Here is a 23,796-nt window from a genome sequence, read left to right as displayed (position 1 = left end):
ATATAAAGGGGAATAAGCGATGTATCAAGTGCTGTTGGTTGACGATGAACCTTTGGTGCACCACCATCTTAGAACGATATCGGATTGGGGCATTCACGGTTTCGAGCTGTGCGGCGAGGCCTATGAGGGAGAAACGGCGCTCCGTATGATTGAACGGAATCGGCCGCATATCGTTATTTTGGATGTAAGTATGCCGGGCATAAACGGTGTGGAACTCAACCGGACGATCCGGGAACGGTATCCCTTCGCCAAAACCATTATGCTGAGCAGCTACGACGACTACGACTATGTTCGCGAATGCTTAAAGAACGGGGCAGTCGATTATTTACTCAAGCATCGTTTGGACGCAGCTCAGCTCATGGGCGTTCTGAAGAAAGCCGTACAGGAGATGGAAAAGCGTGAAGCGGAACATCGTCTGTTACCCGCCGGTCCTTCGGATATGCGTGAGCTCATCGTTCAAGCGCTGCGGGGAAAACCCGAGTCGGCGATCGAATTGGAGAACTATTCCAGACAGAACGGCTTGTATGCGGGGGCAGTATGTTTTGCAGCTGCGGCAATGCAAATTTCTTCCTTCCTGCTGCTCACAGAGTCGCGAAGCGATGTGGAGACGAACCGGCTGATGAAGCAGGCGGTAGATCTGATGCAGCAAAGCCTGGGCGGCGACATGTCGCAGCGGACGGCAGCTTATGTGGAGAACGGACGCATCGCCGTCGTGTTCGCATTCCAGGAGCGCAGCGAGCAGGCTGCCGCAAGTGAAGCCGAAAGATTGATGAGCCATCTCCGTCACTCGCTGGAGCTGTTTATGAATTTGAAATGCACGTATGCCGTCGGACACATATGCTCCAGCCTCTCCCGGCTAGAAGCCAGCTACCGGACGGCTGAGCGGGCCTTGGATGCTGCTCCGGCCCTGCAGCCGGCGGGGCTGCACAGCGAACGTGTATCCTTGACCATCGAGGAGCAGAAGCAGCTTCTTCTCACCGTGGAAAATTTGGACGGAGAAGGCGTAAAGGAAGTGATTGCTTCCGTGTTTGACGGACTTCGCAAGCAGCCGATCCATTCGCCGTCGGTCCAGCTGATCGTACGCGAGCTGTTGTCCGCCTCAGAGAAGGCGATTCGAAAATGGCTTCCCTTAGCTGATGAAGGCGAAGAGAACGGCGTCCTTCCACCGCGCGACGATGTGGGACAAATCGGGAGCGTGGATGAATTGGAGCAATGGCTTCTTTCTTATTATGCCGAGCTGTTGAACCGTTTGAAGCTTCAGCGTGCCGCCGGCCATCATTCGCGGCATGTTTCCCAGGCGATTTTGTTGATCCTGGAGAAGTATCATAGCTACATTACGCTCGAGCTTGCGGCAGGGGCGATCGGATTGAATCCATCATATCTGAGCCGGATTTTCAAAGAGGAGACAGGCATGACATTTTCGGAATACTTGAACCGGGTGCGAATCGATGCAAGCCGTAAGCTGCTGGAAAGCCGGCGCTATTCGGTTAAGCAAGTCAGCGTCCAGGTCGGCTTCAGCACCTACAATTATTTCTTTAAAGTATTCAAGGAAAGGACAGGCATGACGCCCCAAGCCTATGTGCAAAGGGTCAGGCCAGGCAACTCCGTAAAATAAGTGGAGTATGAGGTCATATTTGTGGAATTTGCCCTCTGATGGGATCGACTATAATAAATCCACATCAACGCAAACGCTTACAAGTAGTGATATTCATCGAGAAAGAGGAGGTCATTGTATGAAGCGAAAACAATGGGGCAGGTCTGCAATCAGCTTGATGATTATATCAGGCCTGATCCTTGGGGGCTGCAGCTCCGGGACCGGCGGGAAGAAGGATACCGCCCCAGAGGGAGCAGCGTCAAACGCGGTGAGCAAGGAAGGATTCCCGATCGTGCAGGAACCGATCAAGCTGAAGATGTTCACCCGGATCGCACCCGTGAACGGGCCGTTCAAAGACATGCCGGTATTTCAGGATTACGAGAAAATGAGCAATGTTCAGGTTGAGTTTATCGAAGCACCGACCGATGGCTTCCAGGAAAAGAAGAACCTGCTGTTCGCCTCGAATGAGCTTCCGGATGTGTTATACCGCTCCGGTCTTACACCGCTCGAAGCGGTTCGTTACGGGGCAGGCGGCCAGCTGATTCCGCTGGAAGACTTGATCCGGGATTACGCCCCCAACCTCACCAGGCTGATGGAGGAATATCCAGAAATCCGCGCGGCAATTACGACGCCGGAAGGTCATATTTATGCGATTCCGGGAATTGTGACGCTCGGATCGGCACGGACGGACAAGAAATGGATCAACCGGGCTTGGCTGGAGAAGCTGAAGCTGCAGGTGCCCGAGACGACGGATGAGCTGTACGACGTCTTGGTCGCTTTCCGCGATCAGGATCCGAACGGAAACGGCCAGAAGGACGAGATTCCGATGACCGCCCGTGTAGGACTACATATCGTGACGATGATGAGCGGCTCATTCGGTCTGGATCAGCAGTTTGGCTACAACATTAACATCGTCGACGACAAGGTTGAAATTTGGATGGGCAGCGAACGCAACAAAGAAATGCTGATGTACTTGAACAAGCTGTACAAAGAGAAGCTGCTTGATCCCGAGGTGTTCTCTCATACGGAAGCGCAGTATTTGGCGAAGCAAGGGTCAGGCAAAACGGGAGTATTCTTCGACCAAACGAATAACAACTTCCTGCCGATCGCGGATCAATACGAAGGGATGGCGCCTCCGGCTGGACCGCACGGAGACCGGATGCAAAGCCAGGCGTCGCCGGTGCCGAGAGATCCGGGAGCTTATGCCATCACGTCCGAGAATAAGCATCCCGAAGCATCGATTCGCTGGATCGATTATTTCTACAGCGATGAAGGCTCCACGCTCCTGCGGTTCGGTAGAGAAGGCGAGCACTACGAGCTGAAAGACGGCATCCCGTACTACAAGGAAGAATACTCGACTTCCGAAACGCAGCCGAAAATTACCCCGTATGCCGGCGGCGGAGCGCCTCATCTGATCAGCGAGCAGGTCTCCTCCTATATTAATCCGCCGCAGGTGCAGGATGCGCAGAAGAAGCTGGATCCGTTCATGCCGGAGATACGTTACGCGGCACCGATGTTTGATGAGAAAACCGCGCAAGAGGTCAATATCCTACGCAACGACATTGACAAGTATTACGAGGAGCAGAGCACGAAATTCATTGCCGGCGCCCTCAGCTTCGATAAATGGGAAGAATTCCAGTCGACCTTAAAGAAGATGAAGATGGATCAGCTGCAGCAGTTGTATCAGGATGCTTACGACAAGATGAAAAAATAAGGCTGATTGCCGCTGGTTAAGGAGTAGATATTATGAACAACATGGAGGCCCCTCCGGGGGCCAACCTGCCCCCCAGCCGTCCGAATCGCGGCAGCCGCCTCTTGGTTCAGATGGCCAAACGATATGACCTGTATCTGATGCTGCTGCTGCCGATTGCTTGGTATCTGATTTTCCACTATGGTCCCTTGTACGGACTTCAAATCGCTTTTAAAAATTTCAACCCGGCCAAAGGGATATTCGGCAGCGAATGGGTCGGCTTCGAGCATTTTACGCGATTTTTCGATTCGTATTATTTCTGGAGACTGCTGCGCAATACGCTAACCATCAATTTGATCTCACTGCTGCTCGCGTTCCCTATTCCGATCATGCTGGCACTGCTCGTGAATGAGATTCGCAGCAAAGCCTACAGTAAATGGCTGCAAAACATCACCTATATTCCGCACTTTATTTCCGTGGTTGTCATCGTGGGCATCTTGACGGTGATGCTGTCGGTTAACGGTCCTTTAAACATGCTGATCCAGACATTTGGCGGAGATCCGGTTCGGTTCATGGAATCGGCCAGCTGGTTTAAGACGATCTTCATCGGCTCGAACATTTGGCAGAACATGGGGTGGCAGTCGATTATCTACATCGCGGCGCTCAGCGGAATCAATCCGCAGCTGTACGAAGCGGCCAAGATCGATGGAGCCTCCAGGATGCGGCGCATTTGGCATGTCTCTCTGCCGGGAATCGTGCCCGTCATCGTCATTTTGCTGATTCTCGATGTCGGACAATTCATGAATATCGGGTTCGAGAAAATATTGCTGATGCAAAACAACCTGAATCTAGAGGCAAGCGACGTGATTTCCACGTTCGTGTACACGACCGGGATTCTTAAGGGCGAATACAGCTACACCGCGGCGATCGGGCTGTTTAACTCGGTGATTAACCTTACGCTGCTGCTTCTAGTGAACCGCTTCGCGAGGAAAACGTCGGAGACGAGTCTATGGTAAAGGAGGAGGGCTCCATGTCCCAACGAACCCCGGTTAATAAAACGCGCCATACCGCGAAGGATGAACGTTGCTTTGACATCGTGATCTATTCGGTCGCCGCGGTGATCATGCTGATCGTGCTGTATCCGCTGCTGTTTGTGGTCAGCGCCTCATTCAGCGATCCGGCAAAGGTGCTGGGCGGAGAGGTGTGGCTGCTGCCGAAGGGCGTGACGCTGGATGCTTACATTAATATTCTGCAAAACGATAAAATCTGGACCGGATACGGCAATTCAATTCTGTATACGGCAGTCGGAACGACGATCAATATCTTGATGACGCTGCTCGCGGCTTATCCGCTATCAAGGCCGGATCTGCCTTTGCGCAAAGGGCTGATGCTGATCGTCACGCTCACGATGTTCTTCAGCGGAGGATTGATTCCGACCTATCTGCTCGTCAAAGACCTCGGGATGGTCGACACAATGTGGGCGCTGATCATCCCTGGGGCGGTCTCTACGTACAACCTGATCGTCATGCGAACGTATTTCCAATCCAGCATTCCTTGGGAGCTTCAAGAGGCTGCCCATATTGATGGCTGCTCCAATTGGAGGCTGCTCATCAGCATCATTCTGCCGCTGTCGAAGCCGATCTTGGCGGTCATGGTGCTGTTCTATGCGGTGGGCCACTGGAATTCCTTCTTTAATGCGCTTATCTATATCCGCCGCGAAGAAATGTATCCGCTGCAGCTGGTGCTGCGCGAAATATTGCTGATCAGCCAATCGGATGCCGTGGACGGCAGCGTAGGTCTGGAAGATAAAGTGCTTCTGGCTGAAAGTATCAAGTACGCGGTCATTATTGTGTCCAGCCTGCCGGTGCTCATCATGTATCCGTTTGTGCAGCGACATTTTGTCAAAGGAGTCATGATCGGCTCTATCAAAGGTTAAACGACTAGGAGGGATTCATTTGAAACGCAAAGCGAAGATAACAATTGACGTTGGGCGGCCCGGCGGGCATACGATAAACCCTTATCTGTTCGGTCATTTTGTCGAGGATATTCGCGATCACATGGAGGCGATGCTGGCCTATCCTCTGAAGGACATGGATTTTGAGAGCGAAGCCGAAGGCAAGACAGCCGTATCCGGAAGCTGGAGGCCATTTACGAATGGACGGAACACTTCGTATGCGCTGGAAGCACCGGCTCCGAAGCATTCGGGACGGGCGCAGCGAATCCGCGTCCAGAGCGATGATGAGGCATTTGCCGGAATTGCGCAAGAAGCTGCACTCAAAGGCCCGATGGCGTACAGCGTCCGGGTGGTGGCACGGGCGTCCATCGAGCTGCAATACTTGATCGTCGAGGCGGCGGACCGGCGTACGGAGGAGTTACTCGGCCGTGCAAGGATTGAGCTGGGCAGTCATAACTGGAAGGAGTACGAGGCAGCGCTGCCGGTGTCCCGCACGTGCGAGCATGCTGAAATCCGGGTATACGTACCGATGGAGCACCCGAGATGGACTGATCATGTATCCACGGGCATGCTTTGGCTCGACCACGTTTCCTTGCTGCCCGCAGACAATATCGGCGGCGTGAAGGGCGAAGTGATGGACATGACACGAGAGCTGAACGCGGGCATGATGCGGCTGGCCGGCAATTACATCAGCGCCTACCATTTTGAACATGGAGTGGGATCTGTATTGGAACGACCGGTCATGTTCAATGAAGCCTGGGGCGGCTGGACGAGCAAATATTTCGGCACGGACGAGTTTATCCGGTTCTGCAGGGAGCTTGGGGTAGAGCCGCTCATCTGCGTTAACGATGGTTCCGGAACCCCGGAGGAAGCCGCTCGTTGGGTGGAGTATTGCAACGGAAGCGCCGAAACCCCAATGGGGGCGGTGCGTGCCGCTAACGGTTACCCGGCGCCTTACAATGTCCGGTATTGGGAGATCGGCAATGAGGTTTGGGGAGGGTGGCAGGTAGGCACCTGTTCTGCGGACCGTTTTGCCGAGCGGTGTGTCTCCTTTGCCGAAGCGATGAAGGCGGCGGACCCGTCGGTCGTGATATTGGCCTGCGGGCATAGCGACCAAGCCTGGAACCGGGCCGTGCTGGATATTGCCGGCGCACATATTGATTATCTGACGCTGCATCTGTATCACGGCCTTAACCGGTTCGGGATGAACCGGGATACGCCTGCAGAAGAACGCTACAAAGCGATTGCCGTCTTCCCGGAATGGACCCGGGATGACATTCGCCGCACAGTAGAACAGATTCAGGCTACCGAGAATCATCGTCATATCAAGCTGGCTATCACCGAATACAATACGATGTACTATCCGAACACCGTGCGTAAAGGCTTGCCGGATGAGCATACGCTGGGGGCCGCGGTCGCCAACGCCGGCAATCTTAATGAAATGCTGCGAGCAAGCGACATGGTGCATATCGGCAGCTTCTCCGATCTTGTTAATGGATGGCTCGGTGGCTGCATCCGAGTAGGGGATTATTATGCGGACCAATACCGCGGCAAATTACCAGGTTGGAGCGGCCATCCGTTGACTGTATACGGAACTCCGACCTACGAAGTGATGAAGCTGTATGCGAACCGGGACATCCATAGGCTGCTTCCTGCCGACGTGGAGTGCGGCAGCTTCTCGGTTCGGTCAAACAAGCCGGCTCCGATCGATCTTGATGCGATGCCGGATCTTGATGTCGTCGCCTGCACGAATGAAGACGGGAGCACCATGACGGTCTTTATCGTGAACCGCAGCCTGCAGGAAGTCCAGGTTGAACTGAATCTTCCCGGATATGAATCGTCCTCAGAGATACTGCTTCACGAAATTACAGGCGACTCCGTGGAAGCGATCAACTCTGTATTTGAGCCGGAATGCATTAAATCGACGGTAAGAACTGTTCCATTCGAGGCGTTGCAAAACGGTTATCCGCTGCGTCCGGCATCGGTATACGCACTGGAGATGAATGCCGCGCCAGAAACGGGGTAGGTTGGTTTACGAAACAAGGGCGAAAAGCCCATCCGAACCATCATTGCGAACAGGAAATAGGAGGAGAGGAAATGACAACCAGAGCTTATCGGAAGGATTATCCCAGGCCTCAATTCGTCCGGGAACATTGGCTGAATCTGAACGGTCTTTGGGATTTTCGTTTTGATGACGACAATGTGGGCGAAGAAGAGGGGTGGCCTAAATCCCTAGCGGGTACGCATGCGATTACCGTCCCATTTACATACGAAACGAAGGCAAGCGGGATCGGGATCGAGGAGTTTCATCCGCATGTGTGGTATGGAAAAAAGGTGCATATCCCGAAGGAAGCGTCAGGTAAACGAGCCATCCTTCACTTTCAGGCGGTGGACTATAGCGCTAAGGTATGGATCAATGGGAACTTGGCCGGCAACCACCAAGGAGGATACGCGGCTTTTAGCTTTGACATTACCCCGTATTTGGTCTTCGGAGCGGACAACCAAATCACGGTAAAGGCAGAAGACAGCAATGATTGCACCATACCGCGCGGCAAACAGCGCTGGACCAAGGACAGCTTCGAGTGCTTCTATGTTCAGACGACGGGCATTTGGCAGACTGTATGGATGGAATTCGTGGAGCAGCAGCGGCTGGACACGGTCAAAATCACTCCGGATATCGACCGGTCAACCGTTCGCTTCGATTACCGGTTAAGCGGAATCGACGCGACCTTGGATTTACGGTTGGAGGCGATCGTGACGCTGAAAGGCAAACCGGTTAAACGAGTCTCCTTGCTTGCGGATCGACCGAATCTATCGGTGGAAGTTGATTTGGTGCACGAGGCGAACGGACCGTGGAAGAAATGCCTCTGGTCGCCGCAGCATCCGAATTTGTTCGATGTGGAATTTGTCCTGTATGCGGGAGACCGGGTGGTCGATCGGGTTTTTTCCTATTTCGGAATGAGAAAGGTTTCGATCGAGAACGGTCAAATACTGCTGAACAATGCGCCGATATATCAACGGTTGATTCTGGATCAGGGCTACTGGACGGACAGCCATTTAACGCCGCCAAGCGAGGAGGCAATCATTGCCGACATCGACCTCATGCTGGAGATGGGCTACAACGGCGTACGCAAGCATATGAAAATCGAGGATGCCCGCTTTTTATATTGGTGCGACGTCAAAGGGCTGCTGGTCTGGTCCGAAATGGCGGCTACCTTCGAGTTCAATGAACGAGCGGTCGAAGCGTTCACGAAGCAATGGCTGGAAATCGTCGATCAGCAGTACAATCACCCGTCCATCATTACCTGGGTGCCGTTCAATGAGTCTTGGGGCATTCCGTCCATTCTCCGTGACGTCCTGCAGCAGAAATTTACCGAAGGCATCTATCACCTTACCAAAGCGGTTGATCCTTTCCGTCCTGTCATCACGAACGACGGGTGGGAGCACACCGTATCCGATATCTTAACGCTGCATGATTACGTCGAAACCGGCAGCGGCTTTTTGCGGCGGTACCGAGGCAACAAGGATGCCATCGTCAACAAGGACATGACCTGCAACCACTGGAAATACGCATTTGCCGAAGGGTATGAATATCGCGGCCAGCCGATCATCATCAGCGAATTTGGCGGCATCGCCTTCGAATCGGATAAAGGGTGGGGGTATGGCCGGCAGGTAGCTACGGAAGAGGATTTCATGAAGCGGTTTGAGGGCTTGGTTCAGGCGATCAAGAGCGTGGATTATATATGCGGGTATTGCTACACGCAGCTTACCGATGTGCAGCAGGAGATCAACGGCTTGTTGACGGAGGACCGCAAACCGAAAATCCCGTTGTCCACAATTAAAGAGATCAATATGGCTTAAGTTTTTTTTGGTGGAAGTGACCGTAAAAGAACGCGTTGAAAGGCTAGATATACCGGAGGACAATTTTGATCCGAAATGATGCTGCGCAAGTCAGGTCATTGCATGCGTGTGTCATTTGACGAGTCAGCTGCCAAATCAACGAGGATCCTTGAGGCTCATGATAATAAATATTTCCTTTGCTGCTTCCTGTTGCGTCAACAATATCCTCGATGAACGCTCATAAGGGTTCATAGAAGCATGATAAGAAGGCCGGTCAGTCCGCTCTGGACTGCCTGGCCTTCTTCGTCTATTCCATATTAAGTTATCCTTACGCCTGATAAACGAACAAAGCGGAGTCGAGAATCGGATAGACGCCCCCGCTCGTGAACAGCTCCTGCAGCCCCATTATAAATTCAACTGAACCAGCTTCCATTGCTGTGCGGCATTATTCAGGTCCTGCCAGATTTGCACGTTCGTCCCGTTGGCCGTGCCGCTGCCGCTTACGTCCAATGCTTTCCCGCTGTGAACGTTAATCAGTTTATAGGAACCGCCTCCTGCGTCGACGATCCGCCACAGCTGGTTCGCGCCGCCGTGATTGTCCCATATGGTCACATTGGAGCCGTTATCCGTTCCCCATGCGTCAACTTCAAGGGCTTTGCCGCTATGGACGTTGATCAGGCTGTAATTCCCCCCGGAAGTCTCCGTGATTCGCCATTGCTGGTTCGCCCCGCCGTGATCGTCCCATATGATCACATTCGAGCCGTTCTCGGTTCTCCATCCGTCAACCTCGAGCATTTTCTCGCTGTTCGGGTTCATGAGACGATAGGTTTGACCCGAGGCTATCGTGATTTGTTCCCGGATGAACTCAACCCGATCCAGATCCGCCCATTGGGATGAGGAGGAGTTCGATACGTAGAAACCGATCGTTGCCTTGCCGTTTGTCACTTGAATGTTCGAAATCGACACTGGCGTCCATGATGTTGTGACAGGGCATCCGGTTTGAAGCATGCTGCCGCCATAATCCTTCACTTCCATTACGCAGCTGTTCTGGCCACCGCTGCTTCGCATGTGGGCACGCATCGTATAGGTGCCGTTATCAAGGCCGGTAATCGTCTGACCGATATATGCAGTCGATGGCCCGGTTGTCCCCGCAAGTCCAACGAAGTAAGAGCCTTCTGCTGCGGGAAGCCCGACACCGTCATTGACGCCGTGGATATGGATCCGGTTCGGATAATCATCGCCGTACGTGGTCCAGCCGGTTACATTCGCCGTTTCAAACCCGGGATTGTTGACGAGATTCGTTTGCGCTGGCGTCACGGAATGCCCAAAGCGCAGATAGATGCCGTTAGCCGGATATGTTGCACTGGTGACGGCTGCGACGCGAGTGGAATCAATGGTCATGAGGGCGTTCCAATTGGAAGACTTCGTATCGGACACTGGAAAAACGTTGGTTTTATGCTGCCATGTCGCGCCGTTATCGGAGCTGATCATCGTATGCATCGAGGTGTAGGGATCTCCCGTATTGGCGCTGCTCTCATCGGTCTGGAATGCCGCCATGAGGCGACCGTCAGCGAGCTTTACGACGAACGGGGCACCCGCCTTTTTACCGCTGCCGATTGGCACGTACAACGTCTGGCGGGGAACCGACCAATTGAAGCCGTCCGCTGAAATCTTGTATTTGATGACAAAAGGGTGGCCGGCTACGTCTGAGGCTTCGAACACGGTTATATACCGGCCGTCGTTCATCCGCGTGATGACCGGCATGCCGTCGCGGGAGCCAGCTGCAACTCCGTCGCTGACGGTGATGCGATTGCCCCAGCTGCTGCCGTTCCATGTCTTCATGTACAGATTTTGCAAACCGGTCGTTCCGACGGCCGTCGGGCTATCGTCCGCATAGAGCACCGCAATCGTATCGTTGATCATCTCCAAATGCGGCTCCCATAAACCTTTAAAGCCGGAGGCGGTTGAACTGCCGATCAGTCCGCCTTGCAAATCGCTCCATGTATGTCCGCCGTCAACGCTCCGCCGGACGTTTAGCTGGATCTCATAGGTCGAGCCGTTCTGCACGACGAGCCGGTAAGCCAGCCATATTTCTCCGCTCGGCAGCCTCAGCATTTGACCGTTTCCCACATTGCCGGCGGTGCTTGATACAGCTGTGATCGGAGCACTCCATGTTTTGCCGCCGTCCTGTGTCCTGGAGACCACGATTCGCGTGTTGCCTCCACCGGCGTTCGTGTCGAAGGATACAAGCCATTCGCTTGGCGACAGCTTGAGGAGCCTTGGATACCATACGCCTCCAGAAGGCGGGGTATAGATGGCGATCTGCTGCGAAGCCCATGCCATGCCGGTAGAAGCTGCATGGACCGGCGACAACGGGAGTGCCGTTAAAGCAAGCGCGAAGATCATGATGAAGGCAAGCGATTTCTTCCATAAACTTTGGATCCGACTCATAGACAAACCTCCCAATCCAATTTAGAAAGCGCTCTCTAAATTGGATTGTATCGCAGTTGATATAAATTAAGATATACTAAATATATATTATTTTCAGTCGGGTTCGATGTAAAAAGCGAGGTATGATATGGAGCATCCGCTATATAAACAAATTCAAAACGACATCCGCCGCCGCATTCGAAGCGGTGAGCTTCAGGCAGGCGCTCTGGTGCCCTCGGAGAAGGAGCTTGCTCAGCAATACGGCGTAAGCCAAATCACATCCAAAAACGCACTTAACGGATTGGTGGAGGAAGGTTTGATCGTACGATTTCGGGGAAAAGGAACCTTCGTGCGGGAGGATGGTTCTCCGGAAGTACGGGAGCATCCGCCGGTTACGAAACGGACGATCGCGATTATTTTGCCGACGATGAAAACCAAGATCGACCAGCAGCTGCTCGACGGGCTGGAGCGATACTGTGCGGGCAGAGGCTATGACCTGTTGTTCCGCATTACGCGCGAGTCGCCGGAGGAAGAGTCCCGAACGATTGAGCAGTTCAGGGAACGGGGAGTTGACGGATTTATTATTTTTCCCGTGGAGCAGGAAAGCTACAATACCGCAATTTTACGCTTGTCCCTTGACCAGGTTCCATTGGTGCTTGTCGACCGCTTCCTGAAAGAGATCAAGACCTACAGCGTGAGCTCCGACAATTATGGCGGCGTCCGCGAAGCCGTATCCGGATTGCTTGCGGCAGGACACACGCGCATCGCCTACCTGTCTCCTGAAATTACGAATTCGGTTACTGACGAAAGAGCCAAAGGATTTGAGGCTGCCTTCATGGAGCAGGGCTTGCCCATAGACAAGACGCTGTGGTGCATGCTGGACCTGGGTACGATCGGAGAAGGGCGCGGCCAACGGGAAATCGAGCGTTTTCTGCGAGCTCGGCGCGATGTCACGGCGGTCTTTGCGGTTAACGCGGAACTGGCACGCTATGCCTCAAACGCGATTCGGGAAAATGGGCTGGGAACGGGGAGTTCACCCCAGCTGGCTGCCTTTGATGATCCGGATCTCGAAGGCGTTCCTTATGTCCATCAACAATTGGATGACGTATGCCGTATCGCCGTCGACTTGCTGTCGGAACAGCTAAGCGGGACTTTTGAGCCGAGGCGCGAAGTGGTACCCGTCCGTTGGATTTGGCCGCAATGATTCCTTTGACTTGAGGGAAAAACCTTCGCACAATGCGATTTCAAGAAGCGTCTGCGCCTGATATGGTGCAGGCTTCTTTTTTAAATGGGGGCAGGGTGAAGGGAATATGAACATGGTACAATGGCTGTAACGTAAATGTCTATACATAAGGTGAAAGATAGATCCGGTAATCGGGGCAAGGGGGATGACATGCAGCTTGAGACGAAACGATTGATCATTCGGGAGTTTACGATGGCGGATATGGAGGATGTGCATCGCTATGCATCCGATCCCGCGGTCACCGAGCACACGATGTGGGGGCCAAATACAGAAGAAGACACGCTGCAATACCTCCACATGGTTATTCAATACAGCGAACAGACACCGAGGAACAACTACGAGCTGGCGATCACATTGAAAGATGGAGGGGTTCTTATCGGAGGATGCGGCATTTATCGCATGGACACCAATGCCGAGATGGGATATTGCTTAAACCGGGATCATTGGCGGCAGGGTTATGCTTCGGAAGCGGCCGAAGCGATATGCCGTTTCGGCTTCGAGACGCTCGGGGTCCATCGGATCTATGCTACCTGCTGGCCAGGAAACGCAGGCTCGGCAGGCGTTCTCCGCCGCATCGGCATGACGCAGGAGGGCCATTTGCGCCAGCATCTGTGGTTCAAGGGACGGTTTCACGATTCGTATCTTTTCTCGATTTTGAGAGATGAACTCGATAGGTCCAATACGGAAGTGCGAAGCGATGAGCGGTGAAGTGTGCAGCGGGGCAAATTAATGAGCAGTGAAGCGGGATAGAGAGGTAAACGTTGAGTGGTAGGTGAGGAGAGAGACGATGTCAAAGTCGAAGGATCTCGTGGCAAGTCAAAACGGCGTTTCCGTCTATGTGGACGGTCACGGGAAAGTATATTTCACGAAGGATCACCCTGAATCGGTCGTCGTGCTGGCCAAGCAGGAGGATGAGTTCCTGCTGATTAAACAGCAGCGGAAACCGGTGAATGATCTGGTCATCCAGCTGCCAGGCGGCGGGGTTCTTCAAGGAGAGAACCTGGAAGCCGCTGCGAGACGGGAGCTGCTTGAGGAGACCGGATACGAATGCGGAGGTCTTCATTACTTGGGACGGATGTATCCTGCTTCATGGCGGTGCAACGAGGTAGCGCATGTCTACTATACGGAAGAGATTCTGGTTCGAGGTGAAGCCCGGCCGGAAGATTACGAGAACATTGATGTGATCCGGATTCCGGTTCAGGAGTGTCTGCACCGCATTCAGAAGAACGAGATCCAGGATTCGGAGCTGGTATTTGCCGTTTTGCAATGCTTGCTCCGTGGGATTATCCATCTTCATTGATGGGGTGGAAAGGTAATGGAGTTCATCGGGATCGGATTCTTGTTAGTCGGTGTCATCGCTCTAGTTCTTGCTGTTCGTTATGCCATCGATACCTCCAAGATGATCACACGCATGGATGCAATGCTTCACGAGATGAGGCTGCTTCGTAAAGATATTCGGGAGCTCAAAGATAACAAGCACATTGTGGATAAGAAAGTATGAGGGAGATGCCTGAAATGGAGGCGGAAAAAATCCATATTCTTCGAAAGGCCGAAGAACTTGCCCGATCGGTGCATGAGAACGATGCAAGCGGTCATGATTGGTGGCATGTCAAACGAGTGAGCCGTCTTGCGCGGATGCTGGCGGTATTCGAAGGTGCGAATGCCTATTTATGCGAACTGGCTGCACTTCTCCATGACGTAGCCGACGAGAAATTGAACGACTCAAAAGAGACAGCCATCGGAAGGTTGGAGGCATGGATGGCGCAGGCCGGTGTAGATCGGGATGACAGGGCTCATATTCTCTCGATCATCGCTAACATGTCTTATGCCGGAGGAACGGGTGCCGGGATGACCACATTGGAGGGGAAAATCGTTCAGGATGCTGATCGCCTGGACGCTCTCGGCGCCATTGGCATTGCACGAACCTTTGCTTATTCCGGGTGGAAGGGTCAGAAAATATATGACCCTTCCATAATGCCCCGTGATCATATGACTCGAGACGAATACCGGAAGGGCGAAAGTACCGCAATCAATCATTTTGACGAGAAGCTGCTGAAGCTGAAGGATCTGATGAATACGGATGCTGCTCGGCTATTGGCCGAGGGAAGGCATCAAGGCATGCAGTATTTTAAGAAGGCGTTCGACAACGAATGGGAGCTCGGAAATGAAGCTTATCTGAGGGAGTCGCCCCTCTACAGAGGAAAAGTCTCATGTGTTCATGTAGCATTTGATACGTCCACTGCCGGCTCGTTAAGGATCAGTCTTCGTTCACGGCCCGACGAGCTTGTCATCGTCCTGGACGGCAATTTGATGGTAGGACCTTTGCCGGACGCTGAGCGCCTTTATGAATCCTTCGCGGAACGGATTCGGTGGTATGAAGAGCGATACAATGGATTAACGGCGGACGAGTGGAAGCTGATCCAGCTTGAGGCTGCTATCCGATGGGAGGTCTGGCCCGAGCAGTTAACCGCAGTGCCATGCTTCATTTGGGCCGGGGATTCTGCGAAAGAATTGCTTGGTCTCCGGCGATTGCTTTCACATCTTCCCGGTCATCCCGAGCTTTACCACGTGAATGCGACGAAAGTGCTGCATCAACGGAACCCGGATATCCGATATAAAAATACGGGCGAGATAACGCCCTGCGAACTTCAAAAGGTCCTGGATCTGCCTGATGGAATCATGAGGTTATCCGTGGAAGATCAGGAACGTTATCGTCAGGATTGGTTTCGTCTACTGGGCGAAAACGGCACGCTTCGCATTCTCCAGAACGGGGAGCTTATTACGGTTCCAGAGTCTTATTATGATGAAAAGATATTGAAGGCCGTTTACCGCGTGGAGGCCCGATTCGGGCATTTTAGGAAATCCTCGCGAGTTGTAGGTGAAGTGATCGGATCGGCAGAGATTGATACCGGCGATTCGTTTATCGAGTACCGGGTACGCCATCTGATTAATGAGGGTGCCTTGGTTTATGAAGGCAGCCTTGACGCGATGCGCAATTACAGCGTATCGCTGGTTGATTCCGGCCATTCCGATCAGCAATCGGAAAGCCATCATCGTCTTGCCGGGATCGTTAAGCTGAGAACGCTGCTAGGCGAATTGGCCGAAATTAATCTTCGAGAGCGAAGTATAATCGAGCAGCTTAAGGGGATCAATTGGAGGGATCTGGATCTCGGTCTGCCGAATATGCCGGCCGATTATGCCGACAAGGGGATGCCCGCCTTGCTTCAACAACTGATCCTTACCCAGCAGCCGCATGACCGGAATCGGGTTGAGCTTATAGAGAAACTAGTGCAAGCGATGCAGGCAATGATGGAAAGTGAAGAGAAATAGATCATTAGCAAGTTGTAGTCAACGATCAGGAATCGATTAAGGAATCGAAATAACGGAGGAATCATCATGCTTTATACTCAACAATTGATCGACTCAGTAAGACAGTTTTCCCTTGAGATGGACAAGTTCAGGCGTATCCCGAAGGAAGTGCTGGATTTCATATACGATGAGCGGCTGTTCCATCTCTTCGTACCCGATGAGCTCGAGGGAAGAATGACGGCGCTGCCGGAGGCAGCTCGCCTGTTCCAGGCGTGTTCTCGGATCGACGGCAACCTGGGCTGGATGGTAACCATTGGTGCAGGGGGCGGTTTTTTCGCGGCGCTGCTGGAACAAGACGTCAGCAGGGAGATATTCGCAAGGCGTGATGCGGTGATCGCGGGAAGCGGGATGCCGACCGGAACGGCGAGGCGGGTTGAAGGCGGGTATCGGGTCAGCGGAAGGTGGAAGTATTGCAGCGGCTCGACCTATGCGACCACCTTCACGGCCAATGCCGTCATCGACTCCGGGAATGAATCTGCCAAAGCAAGTGAATTACCATCAGGAGCAGAAGCTCAAGAGATTCGTGCTTTTGCATTCCGGCCAGAGCAAATCCGCATCCTACCGGATTGGAACGCCTTCGGTCTTCGTGCGACGGCAAGCCACACGATGATCGCCGAGGACGTCTTCGTCCCGGATAACCGAACTTTCCTGTTCGATGAGATGAAGAGTTATGAACATGAGGCCATCTACCGTTATCCGTTCCTGCCATTCGCGCAGGTTTCCTTCGCCGCGGTTGCGATCGGAATCGCCGAGCATTTCCTTGCTGCCGCTGAAGCTCTGGCTGAAGCGAAAGGAAGCGAAGCTTATGTGATGGACAAGCTGAAAGAGCATTCCGGCTTCCTTCGAGACGGTGAAGTCAACTTTTATGAAACGGTTGAGACTTCTTGGCGCGAGCTGCTTCAGCAAGGAAAGCTATCGGTTGAGACCGAAGCTGCAGTAACCACCGCCAGCATCGGCGCAGCCAACACCGCGAGAACCTGCGGTCAAACGTTGTTTCCTCTGCTTGGTTTAACAGCGGCAATGGAAGATAGCGAAGTTAACCGGTGCTGGAGGGATCTTCAAACCGCATGCTCTCATTCACTGCTGCGAAGCTATGCTTAATATAAGATGAAGGATTGAACGGGAACGTATAAGAATATCGATTATAGATGACAACCCTGAGCTGCCAGCTCAGGGTTGGATTGATTTCAAGAACCAAGACCCCTGTCCTGGGCCATCCGTTTATCGAAACTTGCCGTAATCCTTGATCTTCACATGGATGGAGCTTTCCACCTGAAGCTTCGGAATTTCCTCCCGCCATTTCATCTTCTGCCACTGCTTGAAGCCAACTCGATTCCGGACATACCTGCCGATCCCCAGATTATCTAGTTTGTTCTCTTTCATAAGACCTATGATCGCATCTGCCCGTTTGTGGATGTATTGACTGACTCTATGCTCGAGCAGCTTCCGTTCCCGCTCATCACTAAGCCTCAGATCACCAAGGTACTCTAGCACGGAGCCGGTTATATTCACTTCGATTTTGATTTTCTTTGCTCCGTCGGTTCCTTGGGATACTTTGATTTTTCTCGAGCTGGTGATCGAGCTGAACATGACGATCTCCTTGGATTCCCCGGGAGCTGTCAGGTCGATGCTGATTTCACCTTCCCTGAACTTGCCTTTCAAAAAGGCAAACACCAACGAATCCTTCGGCTCGATCCTCGCGACGTGCTTGTCATCCCTGAATAGAGCGATGCCGTTGGTTGTCACATAGCTGCTGTCCTGCCTACGGATCAACGGCGCGATCGGGTCAACGCCTTCATCGAAGTAATCCCGTTGGAAGTTAAAGAGCGTAACCTTCGGTATCGTCTGTCCCTGGGATTCCTTCTCAAGCAGCATATCGATATATCTTCCGGTTCTTGGATGCTGTGCATAGTTGTCCCGCAGCAGCTCGCCCGCATTGCCATCTACGACGCTAATCTTGATTTGGGAAGAGATGGAGGGATCCCGAATCAACGCATCCAGATGACCCTTGAGCCCGCTGCGGGCCAGTGACTCTCCAAAAAGAACGTTTCGGATCTGGCCGCTTACGAGGAGCATGCCAGTCTTTCTCGACATCATCATTTTCGCTTCTTTGCTGCTGTTGGCTGAAGCTGACAACACTTCCCGTTGCGACGTGGTTTCGGGGTCGGCTTGAGGGATCGAAACGGAAATATCCAGCTGACCGCTCGGCAGCAGATCATAGCTAACCGTTTGGATAAGCCCCAGGTCCTCTAATACTCGCTGATCGCCGCAGGCGTTTAAAGGTAGCATGATTAACAGAAGAAGCATGACGCAAAGCTTTTTTTTTGAGCTTCAAGGCTTACACCGCCTTTTTACGCCGCTGCACGAGCAGCAGAATGATTAACAGCAACGGCAAGACATACGCGAACCCCATCTGAATATAGCCGAGGATCATAATCCAATCTCGGATCGTATCCAGTACCTTCGGGATAAAGGAGAGCATGAACGCAACGAGCGTAATGCAGAAATAGTGAACGTTGATTTTGATCCTCGGAAAAACACGGCGGGTGCTTTCTCCGGCGGCCCAGAAGTACATAACCAGCGTGATGACCGTCGTGAACAGAAAGAATCCGTAGAAGAGGTTCTCGATTCGTTCAATGAAAGGAAGCTTGATATAAGCCAGCAGATCCAATAAAGGAAACAGCATTTGCTTCAGCAGCTCATGCCCGATGACCCCGAATGAAACAAAGCTCATAATGACATAGGACGCAGTGCGGATGAGATGGCCATAGAGGGCCGCTTTCATCAATTTGGTCTTTTTGTCGGCATAGGGAAACAGGAGCATACACAGCTCATAGCCGAGATAAGCGAGGTAGATTTGGAAGAAGCCCTCGACCATATTTCCTCCATCTTGGAATACATATGGGGTCAGCCGTTCGAGCTTAAATTCCCCGACATAATACAGCATCAGCAGGTTCAACCATATCGTGGACCAAAAGAATACCGTAGATGCTTTCGAGATGTTGTACAGCCCTTTCGTTAACAGCAAAAAAGCGAGAACGTCAATAAAGAACTTAAACACCATCGGATTGGTCGTCGGAAACGCGAACATCTGAAAAATCAGCACGTACTGCTTGGCAACGAGGCAGCCGATAAGCGACCACACTAAAGAGATCGCTAGATAGAAGGGAACGAGAATAAACTTCGGAATGCTTTGTTCCAAAATATCAAAGATGGATCTGCCTTCACCAAGCCGATAGACGATGGAGATCAAATAGATGTTCAGGCAGACCAGGATGGAGATCGGTATGACGCTGAGCCAGCCGTTGGTCCCGAAAAATTGAGCTTCGTTCTGAGCGATGCTGAATACATACACCCCAGTCTGAATCATATAGATCAGGATCATCGTATGGAACTGTGACAATTTTTCTCTCAACATGCGTCACCTTCTCATTTTTAATTTGATCTTATTCTTGAATCTCGCCTGCGACGGGCGTCTGCCAAGCATGCTAAAGGGCGCTCTCAAAAAGACGTCCCTCCAGTCGTAGGGCTCGAAGGGAGCAACCGGCGACAAATAGGACGTTCCGATGCTCGTTAATCCGCTGAGATGAATTACGATCCAGGCCATGCCAATCGCCAATCCCAGGTTTCCCCATAATCCGGCTAAAATGATTAACAGAAACCGGAGGAGCCGGAAGGAGGCGCTCATCACGTAATTGGGGATAACGAAGGAAGCTATTGCGGACGAAGCGACTGCAATAATGAGAATGTTGCTGGTCAGACCGGCTTGCACGGCGGCCTGTCCGATAACGATACCGCCTACGATGCCGATGGTCTGGCCGATCTTAGTCGGCAGCCTTGCCCCGGCTTCCCTTAATAACTCAATTGTCGTTTCCATTAATAAAGCTTCGAAGATCGGCGGAAACGGCACTTTGCTTCTGGACTCGGTCAAGGTGAGGATTAAATTCTCCGGGATCATTTCGTAGTGGAACGAAGTGACCGAAACATAGAGCGCCGTCAATACAAGCGTTATGATAAGTGCCTGAAACCGGAGAAGCAGCGTGGCCGTTCCGATGCTCCAGCGTTGATAATAATCATCGGACCAGGAGAAGAATTCGAAGAAGCTGGACGGTGCGCTGAAAGCGGTCGGGCTTCCGTCCATCAGGCATACAACGCGTCCCGAAACGAGCTTGGATGCGATGGTGTCCGGACGCTCCGTGGTAAGGAACTGCGAGAACACCGAACGGGGGTGGTCGTCGATGCACTGGATCAGCATGTTGGTATCATGAATCGCGTCAATTTCGACATCCTGGATGCGCTCGATCACATCCTTGACATATTTGGGATTAGCGATGTCTTTAATATAGAGAACATAGACATCGGATTTGGTGACTTCGCCGACGGCCAGCTGGATCACCTTTAAATGGGAGCTCTGGACTCTCTTGCGAATCAAAGACAAGTTGGTGTAAGCCTGCTCGGTAAATGCTTCGTGAGGGCCGATGATTACCGTTTCCGTCTCCGATTCCGCAACGGTTCGGGAGGCTGGGAAGATAACATCGAGCAAGAAGGCTTTTTGATCATAGATAATGGCAGCCATGCCGGATAAGATTCCTTCCACGCACTGCTTCGATACAGTCACAAGCTTGTATATCGACTGCGTCTCAAGGAGCTGCAGCGGATTCTCCGATTGAACCAGCAGCGGCAAGAAATCTCGCTCCAAGCGGTCTTCATTCACCATGTGGCTGAAGTACAATACATGCATCCGTTCCTCATGGTAAACGTTATGGACGAAATCCGCCGATTCGTCGAACTGATCAAGGATATGACTAAGGGTAACAGGCGGCTGCTCCTCTTCAGCTTGAAGCTTACTTGGCGAATCTAAATCTTTCTCCGAATCAATGTCCGATGTCAGAGGATCCTCAATGAATATCGAATTCAGCATTCCCTTCCATTTCCCCATTGGATCTTTCGCCTCCGCATCTTTTATACACATTCTGTTCACAGTTTGCGTACCCGGACCGTTTTTTATCCAAGAGAGACCATGATCTTGTATAAGATGCTGTTTGACGGGAATGTTAGGCACATGCGGATGCTTTAGGGATCCTATTTGTCATGGAGGGGAGAGCAGAAATGCTAGATCGAGTGATATTGGCCGGAATGCTGCTGCTCAGTTTAGAGCCGGGTGGCGGGACGGACTCAGAAGACCTGCAGCAATTTCAGTACCAGATGCTGGAATCGGGAGCACATAGTATCGTGGATGCGGTGAATTCTTGCCAGGAGCATTTTGGAGCAGGCCGAATCCCGCTGCCGATCGAGCTGCCTCCGGTTGAATTCACGCACTTGTTTGGCCAATGTATGGATACCGGCAGCGTGGAACCGCATCTTGATATCCAATACATTCATTCGTCGAAGCCGGAGAACGAGTACCATTTGGAGGTTTATCCTGCAGGTCACGGTCCGAAGCTTGCGTATTTGTCTTTCACTGAGGTTCCAATTGATGAAGATACGCTGGGGCATTACTATCAAGGCCCTGATCGTTCCCTTCAATTACTGACATACACAAAAGGGAAATGGCAGTATCTATTGAGCAGCTCATATCGGCCTGAGTCGAACATTGAAGAAAAGCATTTAACCTCGATAGCGAAATCGCATATTCGTTACGTAAAGCGAACGGATCCCGCATATGCCCAGTGGGGAGCCGTTGCCATCAAGGAAACCGGCAAGAAATACGGAATGGATGTGGTGGATTATCTTTATATGGGGCGTAGAACCTTATCCCGTGACTTGGCTGAAGAGAAATTCAAGCTGTGGCTTCGAAAAGGGAGTCGGGAATTCGGGGTGTATGTAACCGTTCGGTATCATCCTGCAACAAGGCAGCTGGTTTCTATAGTTTATGAAGAGGCTTGAAGTCTTGAATCAACGCAGTCATTCGGCTGCGTTTTTTCGTGCAAGGGGAAATAAGGCCCTTTTTTTTGCTGTTCAGATGTGATTTATTGTTGTACCATATTTGGTGATAGTTTCCTTCGGATCGTCGTGCTTCTTTATCCACATTTATTTGTCAAGTACATCGTGTTTTAGGAGTGATCGTCGTGCCGCTTATTGTTGTTCTTAAGCTCCTATTTATTCCTATCATCACTCTATTGATTATCCTGTCTTCCGTTCTGATGGACCTCTCGGATCGGATTGGATGGATGGTCACGATGGCGGTTCTTCTATACGGCTCGGTTATATTCGATCGAAAATTGAAATGGCTCCGATTCATGCAGCCCTTGTTTCTTGGCGCCTTTCACCTAGCAACCCAATTGAACTGGTGTATTCTGCTGTACTACATCCTGATGATTAATTTGATCCATAAGAAGAAGCATTTCAAGGAAATGATCCCGATTTGCCTTTTGATGCTTATTCAATATTCCGCGATTCGCTTGTCCTATATGCCTTTTACCCAATATAACCTGCTCGTCTCCATCTTTGACGGGCTTGCTTTGTTTGTGATCGTCATATCCTTCCATTTGGTTAACTCACTGGAGTCCGAGAAGAAACAGCTGCATATGCATAACGATTATCTGATCTTCCATGACCCCCTTACCGGCCTCTTGAATTATGACGGCTATTTGCACAAGGTTCAGCATACCATTGAGGCGAAGAAGCCCTTCCAGCTCGTCCTTCTTGACATCAACAATTTCCAATCGTTGAATGCCCAGGATATCGCAACCGCGAATGAAATTCTAATTAGCCTCTCCCGAGCGATTCGCACCCTGTTTGCCGGGAACATGCTCGCAGCTTCTCGTTACGCGGGTGACCGCTTCGCGATTCTGCTGCCAGAACATGTCCAAATTGACAGAAGTCTGTTTAAATTTGATCACATCGGAATCAAGGTAACCTATAGCATCACATGCTACCCTCACGAAGCGAAGACATTTCAAGAATTGGTGAGCAAGGCGGAGGAACGCGTTTTTCAAATGCGGCGAAACTCCTGGTTAAGAAGCCAAGAGGAGCTGCTTCGAACCGAGAAGATGAAGACGGTCGGGGAACTTGCTGCCGGCATGGCTCACGAAATTCGGAATCCGCTAACCTCCATTAAGGGATTCATTCAGCTGTCCAAAACGAAGAATTATAATATACAGCCTTGGTATGAAGTGATTATGGGCGAGATTACAAGAGTGGGGGAATTGACGGCGGAGTTCCTGCATTTTTCCAAGCCCCATGCAAGTAATATCAAGGTTGAATCGATGACCGATTGCCTGACACGCGTATTCTCCTTATGTGAATCGGAGGCGGTTTCACACGGCCATGTGTTGACGATGGATCTGCCGGATCAAGCCATCCTAATTCGGATGGACCGCGACAAAATCATTCAAGTTCTGATCAATCTGATCCGAAATTCCTTTCAAGCCATGGATCAGGCAGGCGTGGTGAAGCTCTCGATGCTCACAGCAGGCGGTAAGGCGATCATCGAGGTGGAGGACACGGGGAAGGGCATCGCAGAGGAAGACCTCCCCAAAATCTTCGATCCATTCTATACGACCAAGGAGGAGGGTACGGGTTTGGGGTTGTCGCTCTGTCAAAAAATCGTGGAGGATCATGGGGGAAAGATCATGGTGCATAGTCAGCTGAATGTCGGAACGGTGTTCACCCTCACATTCCCAATATCTTAAAGGAGATCTTTGGAACTTCCGGTATCGGAATGAATTGGCAGC

The 23,796-nt window shown here is 51.8% G+C and carries 18 protein-coding genes; 14 read left to right on the top strand and 4 right to left on the bottom strand.

The window, feature by feature from the left end; translation table 11 throughout:
- The first annotated feature begins 19 nt into the window (after positions 1–19).
- The 6 genes from NST44_RS21550 to NST44_RS21525 all read left to right on the top strand — a co-directional run bounded on the left by NST44_RS21550 (position 20) and on the right by NST44_RS21525 (position 9,099).
- The gene (locus tag NST44_RS21550) at positions 20–1,615 is read left to right on the top strand and encodes a response regulator transcription factor (protein ID WP_340900561.1); all 1,596 of its coding nucleotides are present in this window, start codon (positions 20–22) and stop codon (positions 1,613–1,615) included.
- Between the two features lie 118 nt (positions 1,616–1,733).
- On the top strand, positions 1,734–3,308 hold the full coding sequence (locus NST44_RS21545; protein WP_007131360.1) for an extracellular solute-binding protein: 1,575 nt from the start codon (positions 1,734–1,736) through the stop codon (positions 3,306–3,308).
- Positions 3,309–3,340: 32 nt separating this feature from the next.
- On the top strand, positions 3,341–4,300 hold the full coding sequence (locus tag NST44_RS21540) for an ABC transporter permease (RefSeq protein WP_007131361.1): 960 nt from the start codon (positions 3,341–3,343) through the stop codon (positions 4,298–4,300).
- A gap of 14 nt (positions 4,301–4,314) precedes the next feature.
- The gene (locus NST44_RS21535) at positions 4,315–5,220 is read left to right on the top strand and encodes a carbohydrate ABC transporter permease (protein WP_007131362.1); all 906 of its coding nucleotides are present in this window, start codon (positions 4,315–4,317) and stop codon (positions 5,218–5,220) included.
- Between the two features lie 19 nt (positions 5,221–5,239).
- Positions 5,240–7,264 (top strand): alpha-L-arabinofuranosidase C-terminal domain-containing protein, encoded by a 2,025-nt coding sequence (locus NST44_RS21530; RefSeq protein ID WP_007131363.1) that lies wholly within the window; start codon positions 5,240–5,242, stop codon positions 7,262–7,264.
- A 71-nt stretch (positions 7,265–7,335) separates the two neighbouring features.
- The gene (locus NST44_RS21525) at positions 7,336–9,099 is read left to right on the top strand and encodes a glycoside hydrolase family 2 protein (RefSeq protein ID WP_007131364.1); all 1,764 of its coding nucleotides are present in this window, start codon (positions 7,336–7,338) and stop codon (positions 9,097–9,099) included.
- A 384-nt stretch (positions 9,100–9,483) separates the two neighbouring features.
- On the opposite strand, the gene NST44_RS21520 is transcribed toward NST44_RS21525, so the two are convergent.
- Positions 9,484–11,529 carry an RICIN domain-containing protein gene (locus NST44_RS21520; RefSeq protein WP_007131365.1) on the bottom strand — a complete coding sequence of 682 codons (2,046 nt, stop codon included), beginning with the start codon at positions 11,527–11,529 and terminating at the stop codon, positions 9,484–9,486.
- A 127-nt stretch (positions 11,530–11,656) separates the two neighbouring features.
- On the opposite strand from NST44_RS21520, the gene NST44_RS21515 reads away from it, so the two are divergent.
- The 6 genes from NST44_RS21515 (at position 11,657) to NST44_RS21490 (ending at position 17,221) form a co-directional block, all read left to right on the top strand.
- Positions 11,657–12,712 carry a GntR family transcriptional regulator gene (locus tag NST44_RS21515; RefSeq protein WP_007131366.1) on the top strand — a complete coding sequence of 352 codons (1,056 nt, stop codon included), beginning with the start codon at positions 11,657–11,659 and terminating at the stop codon, positions 12,710–12,712.
- Between the two features lie 189 nt (positions 12,713–12,901).
- A complete protein-coding gene (locus NST44_RS21510) occupies positions 12,902–13,459 on the top strand; it encodes a GNAT family N-acetyltransferase (RefSeq protein ID WP_007131367.1) in 558 nt (185 codons plus the stop codon).
- A gap of 79 nt (positions 13,460–13,538) precedes the next feature.
- Complete coding sequence (locus NST44_RS21505) at positions 13,539–14,051, top strand: NUDIX hydrolase (RefSeq protein WP_007131368.1); 513 nt, start codon at positions 13,539–13,541, stop codon at positions 14,049–14,051.
- A 15-nt stretch (positions 14,052–14,066) separates the two neighbouring features.
- The gene (locus tag NST44_RS21500; RefSeq protein WP_007131369.1) at positions 14,067–14,252 is read left to right on the top strand and encodes a hypothetical protein; all 186 of its coding nucleotides are present in this window, start codon (positions 14,067–14,069) and stop codon (positions 14,250–14,252) included.
- Between the two features lie 14 nt (positions 14,253–14,266).
- Positions 14,267–16,081 carry a DUF3658 domain-containing protein gene (locus NST44_RS21495; RefSeq protein ID WP_251534924.1) on the top strand — a complete coding sequence of 605 codons (1,815 nt, stop codon included), beginning with the start codon at positions 14,267–14,269 and terminating at the stop codon, positions 16,079–16,081.
- A gap of 66 nt (positions 16,082–16,147) precedes the next feature.
- Entirely contained in the window at positions 16,148–17,221 is a 1,074-nt protein-coding gene (locus NST44_RS21490) for an acyl-CoA dehydrogenase (RefSeq protein ID WP_007131371.1), read from the top strand.
- A gap of 120 nt (positions 17,222–17,341) precedes the next feature.
- On the opposite strand, the gene NST44_RS21485 is transcribed toward NST44_RS21490, so the two are convergent.
- From NST44_RS21485 to NST44_RS21475, 3 genes are read right to left on the bottom strand one after another with little or no spacing between them, the layout of a single operon-like run.
- On the bottom strand, positions 17,342–18,427 hold the full coding sequence (locus NST44_RS21485; RefSeq protein WP_007131372.1) for a Ger(x)C family spore germination protein: 1,086 nt from the start codon (positions 18,425–18,427) through the stop codon (positions 17,342–17,344).
- 31 nt (positions 18,428–18,458) lie between these two features.
- Complete coding sequence (locus NST44_RS21480; protein ID WP_007131373.1) at positions 18,459–19,538, bottom strand: GerAB/ArcD/ProY family transporter; 1,080 nt, start codon at positions 19,536–19,538, stop codon at positions 18,459–18,461.
- Positions 19,539–19,541: 3 nt separating this feature from the next.
- On the bottom strand, positions 19,542–21,059 hold the full coding sequence (locus NST44_RS21475; RefSeq protein ID WP_340900558.1) for a spore germination protein: 1,518 nt from the start codon (positions 21,057–21,059) through the stop codon (positions 19,542–19,544).
- Positions 21,060–21,229: 170 nt separating this feature from the next.
- Here NST44_RS21475 and NST44_RS21470 point away from each other — a divergent pair, with 170 nt between their 5' ends.
- Both NST44_RS21470 and NST44_RS21465 read left to right on the top strand, forming a co-directional pair.
- Positions 21,230–22,006 (top strand): DUF3889 domain-containing protein, encoded by a 777-nt coding sequence (locus NST44_RS21470; protein ID WP_028404281.1) that lies wholly within the window; start codon positions 21,230–21,232, stop codon positions 22,004–22,006.
- Positions 22,007–22,188: 182 nt separating this feature from the next.
- On the top strand, positions 22,189–23,754 hold the full coding sequence (locus tag NST44_RS21465; protein ID WP_007131376.1) for an ATP-binding protein: 1,566 nt from the start codon (positions 22,189–22,191) through the stop codon (positions 23,752–23,754).
- Positions 23,755–23,796: the final 42 nt, after the last annotated feature.

It is taken from the genome of Paenibacillus sp. FSL W8-0919 (assembly GCF_038003785.1).
In the GTDB taxonomy this organism is placed as follows: Bacteria; Bacillota; Bacilli; order Paenibacillales; family Paenibacillaceae; genus Paenibacillus_AQ; species Paenibacillus_AQ lactis.
This window is presented reverse-complemented; position numbering and strand designations above follow the sequence as displayed.

What these genes read in the sequence shown, in the direction of transcription:
- NST44_RS21510 (WP_007131367.1), top strand. Translation starts at nt 12,902, where the DNA reads ATGCAGCTTGAGACGAAACGATTGATCATTCGGGAGTTTACGATGGCG.
- NST44_RS21520 (WP_007131365.1), bottom strand. Translation starts at nt 11,529, where the DNA reads ATGAGTCGGATCCAAAGTTTATGGAAGAAATCGCTTGCCTTCATCATG.
- NST44_RS21550 (WP_340900561.1), top strand. Translation starts at nt 20, where the DNA reads ATGTATCAAGTGCTGTTGGTTGACGATGAACCTTTGGTGCACCACCAT.
- NST44_RS21535 (WP_007131362.1), top strand. Translation starts at nt 4,315, where the DNA reads ATGTCCCAACGAACCCCGGTTAATAAAACGCGCCATACCGCGAAGGAT.
- NST44_RS21490 (WP_007131371.1), top strand. Translation starts at nt 16,148, where the DNA reads ATGCTTTATACTCAACAATTGATCGACTCAGTAAGACAGTTTTCCCTT.
- NST44_RS21515 (WP_007131366.1), top strand. Translation starts at nt 11,657, where the DNA reads ATGGAGCATCCGCTATATAAACAAATTCAAAACGACATCCGCCGCCGC.
- NST44_RS21495 (WP_251534924.1), top strand. Translation starts at nt 14,267, where the DNA reads ATGGAGGCGGAAAAAATCCATATTCTTCGAAAGGCCGAAGAACTTGCC.
- NST44_RS21470 (WP_028404281.1), top strand. Translation starts at nt 21,230, where the DNA reads ATGCTAGATCGAGTGATATTGGCCGGAATGCTGCTGCTCAGTTTAGAG.
- NST44_RS21505 (WP_007131368.1), top strand. Translation starts at nt 13,539, where the DNA reads ATGTCAAAGTCGAAGGATCTCGTGGCAAGTCAAAACGGCGTTTCCGTC.
- NST44_RS21475 (WP_340900558.1), bottom strand. Translation starts at nt 21,059, where the DNA reads ATGGGGAAATGGAAGGGAATGCTGAATTCGATATTCATTGAGGATCCT.
- NST44_RS21500 (WP_007131369.1), top strand. Translation starts at nt 14,067, where the DNA reads ATGGAGTTCATCGGGATCGGATTCTTGTTAGTCGGTGTCATCGCTCTA.
- NST44_RS21540 (WP_007131361.1), top strand. Translation starts at nt 3,341, where the DNA reads ATGAACAACATGGAGGCCCCTCCGGGGGCCAACCTGCCCCCCAGCCGT.
- NST44_RS21485 (WP_007131372.1), bottom strand. Translation starts at nt 18,427, where the DNA reads ATGCTTCTTCTGTTAATCATGCTACCTTTAAACGCCTGCGGCGATCAG.
- NST44_RS21525 (WP_007131364.1), top strand. Translation starts at nt 7,336, where the DNA reads ATGACAACCAGAGCTTATCGGAAGGATTATCCCAGGCCTCAATTCGTC.
- NST44_RS21545 (WP_007131360.1), top strand. Translation starts at nt 1,734, where the DNA reads ATGAAGCGAAAACAATGGGGCAGGTCTGCAATCAGCTTGATGATTATA.
- NST44_RS21480 (WP_007131373.1), bottom strand. Translation starts at nt 19,538, where the DNA reads ATGTTGAGAGAAAAATTGTCACAGTTCCATACGATGATCCTGATCTAT.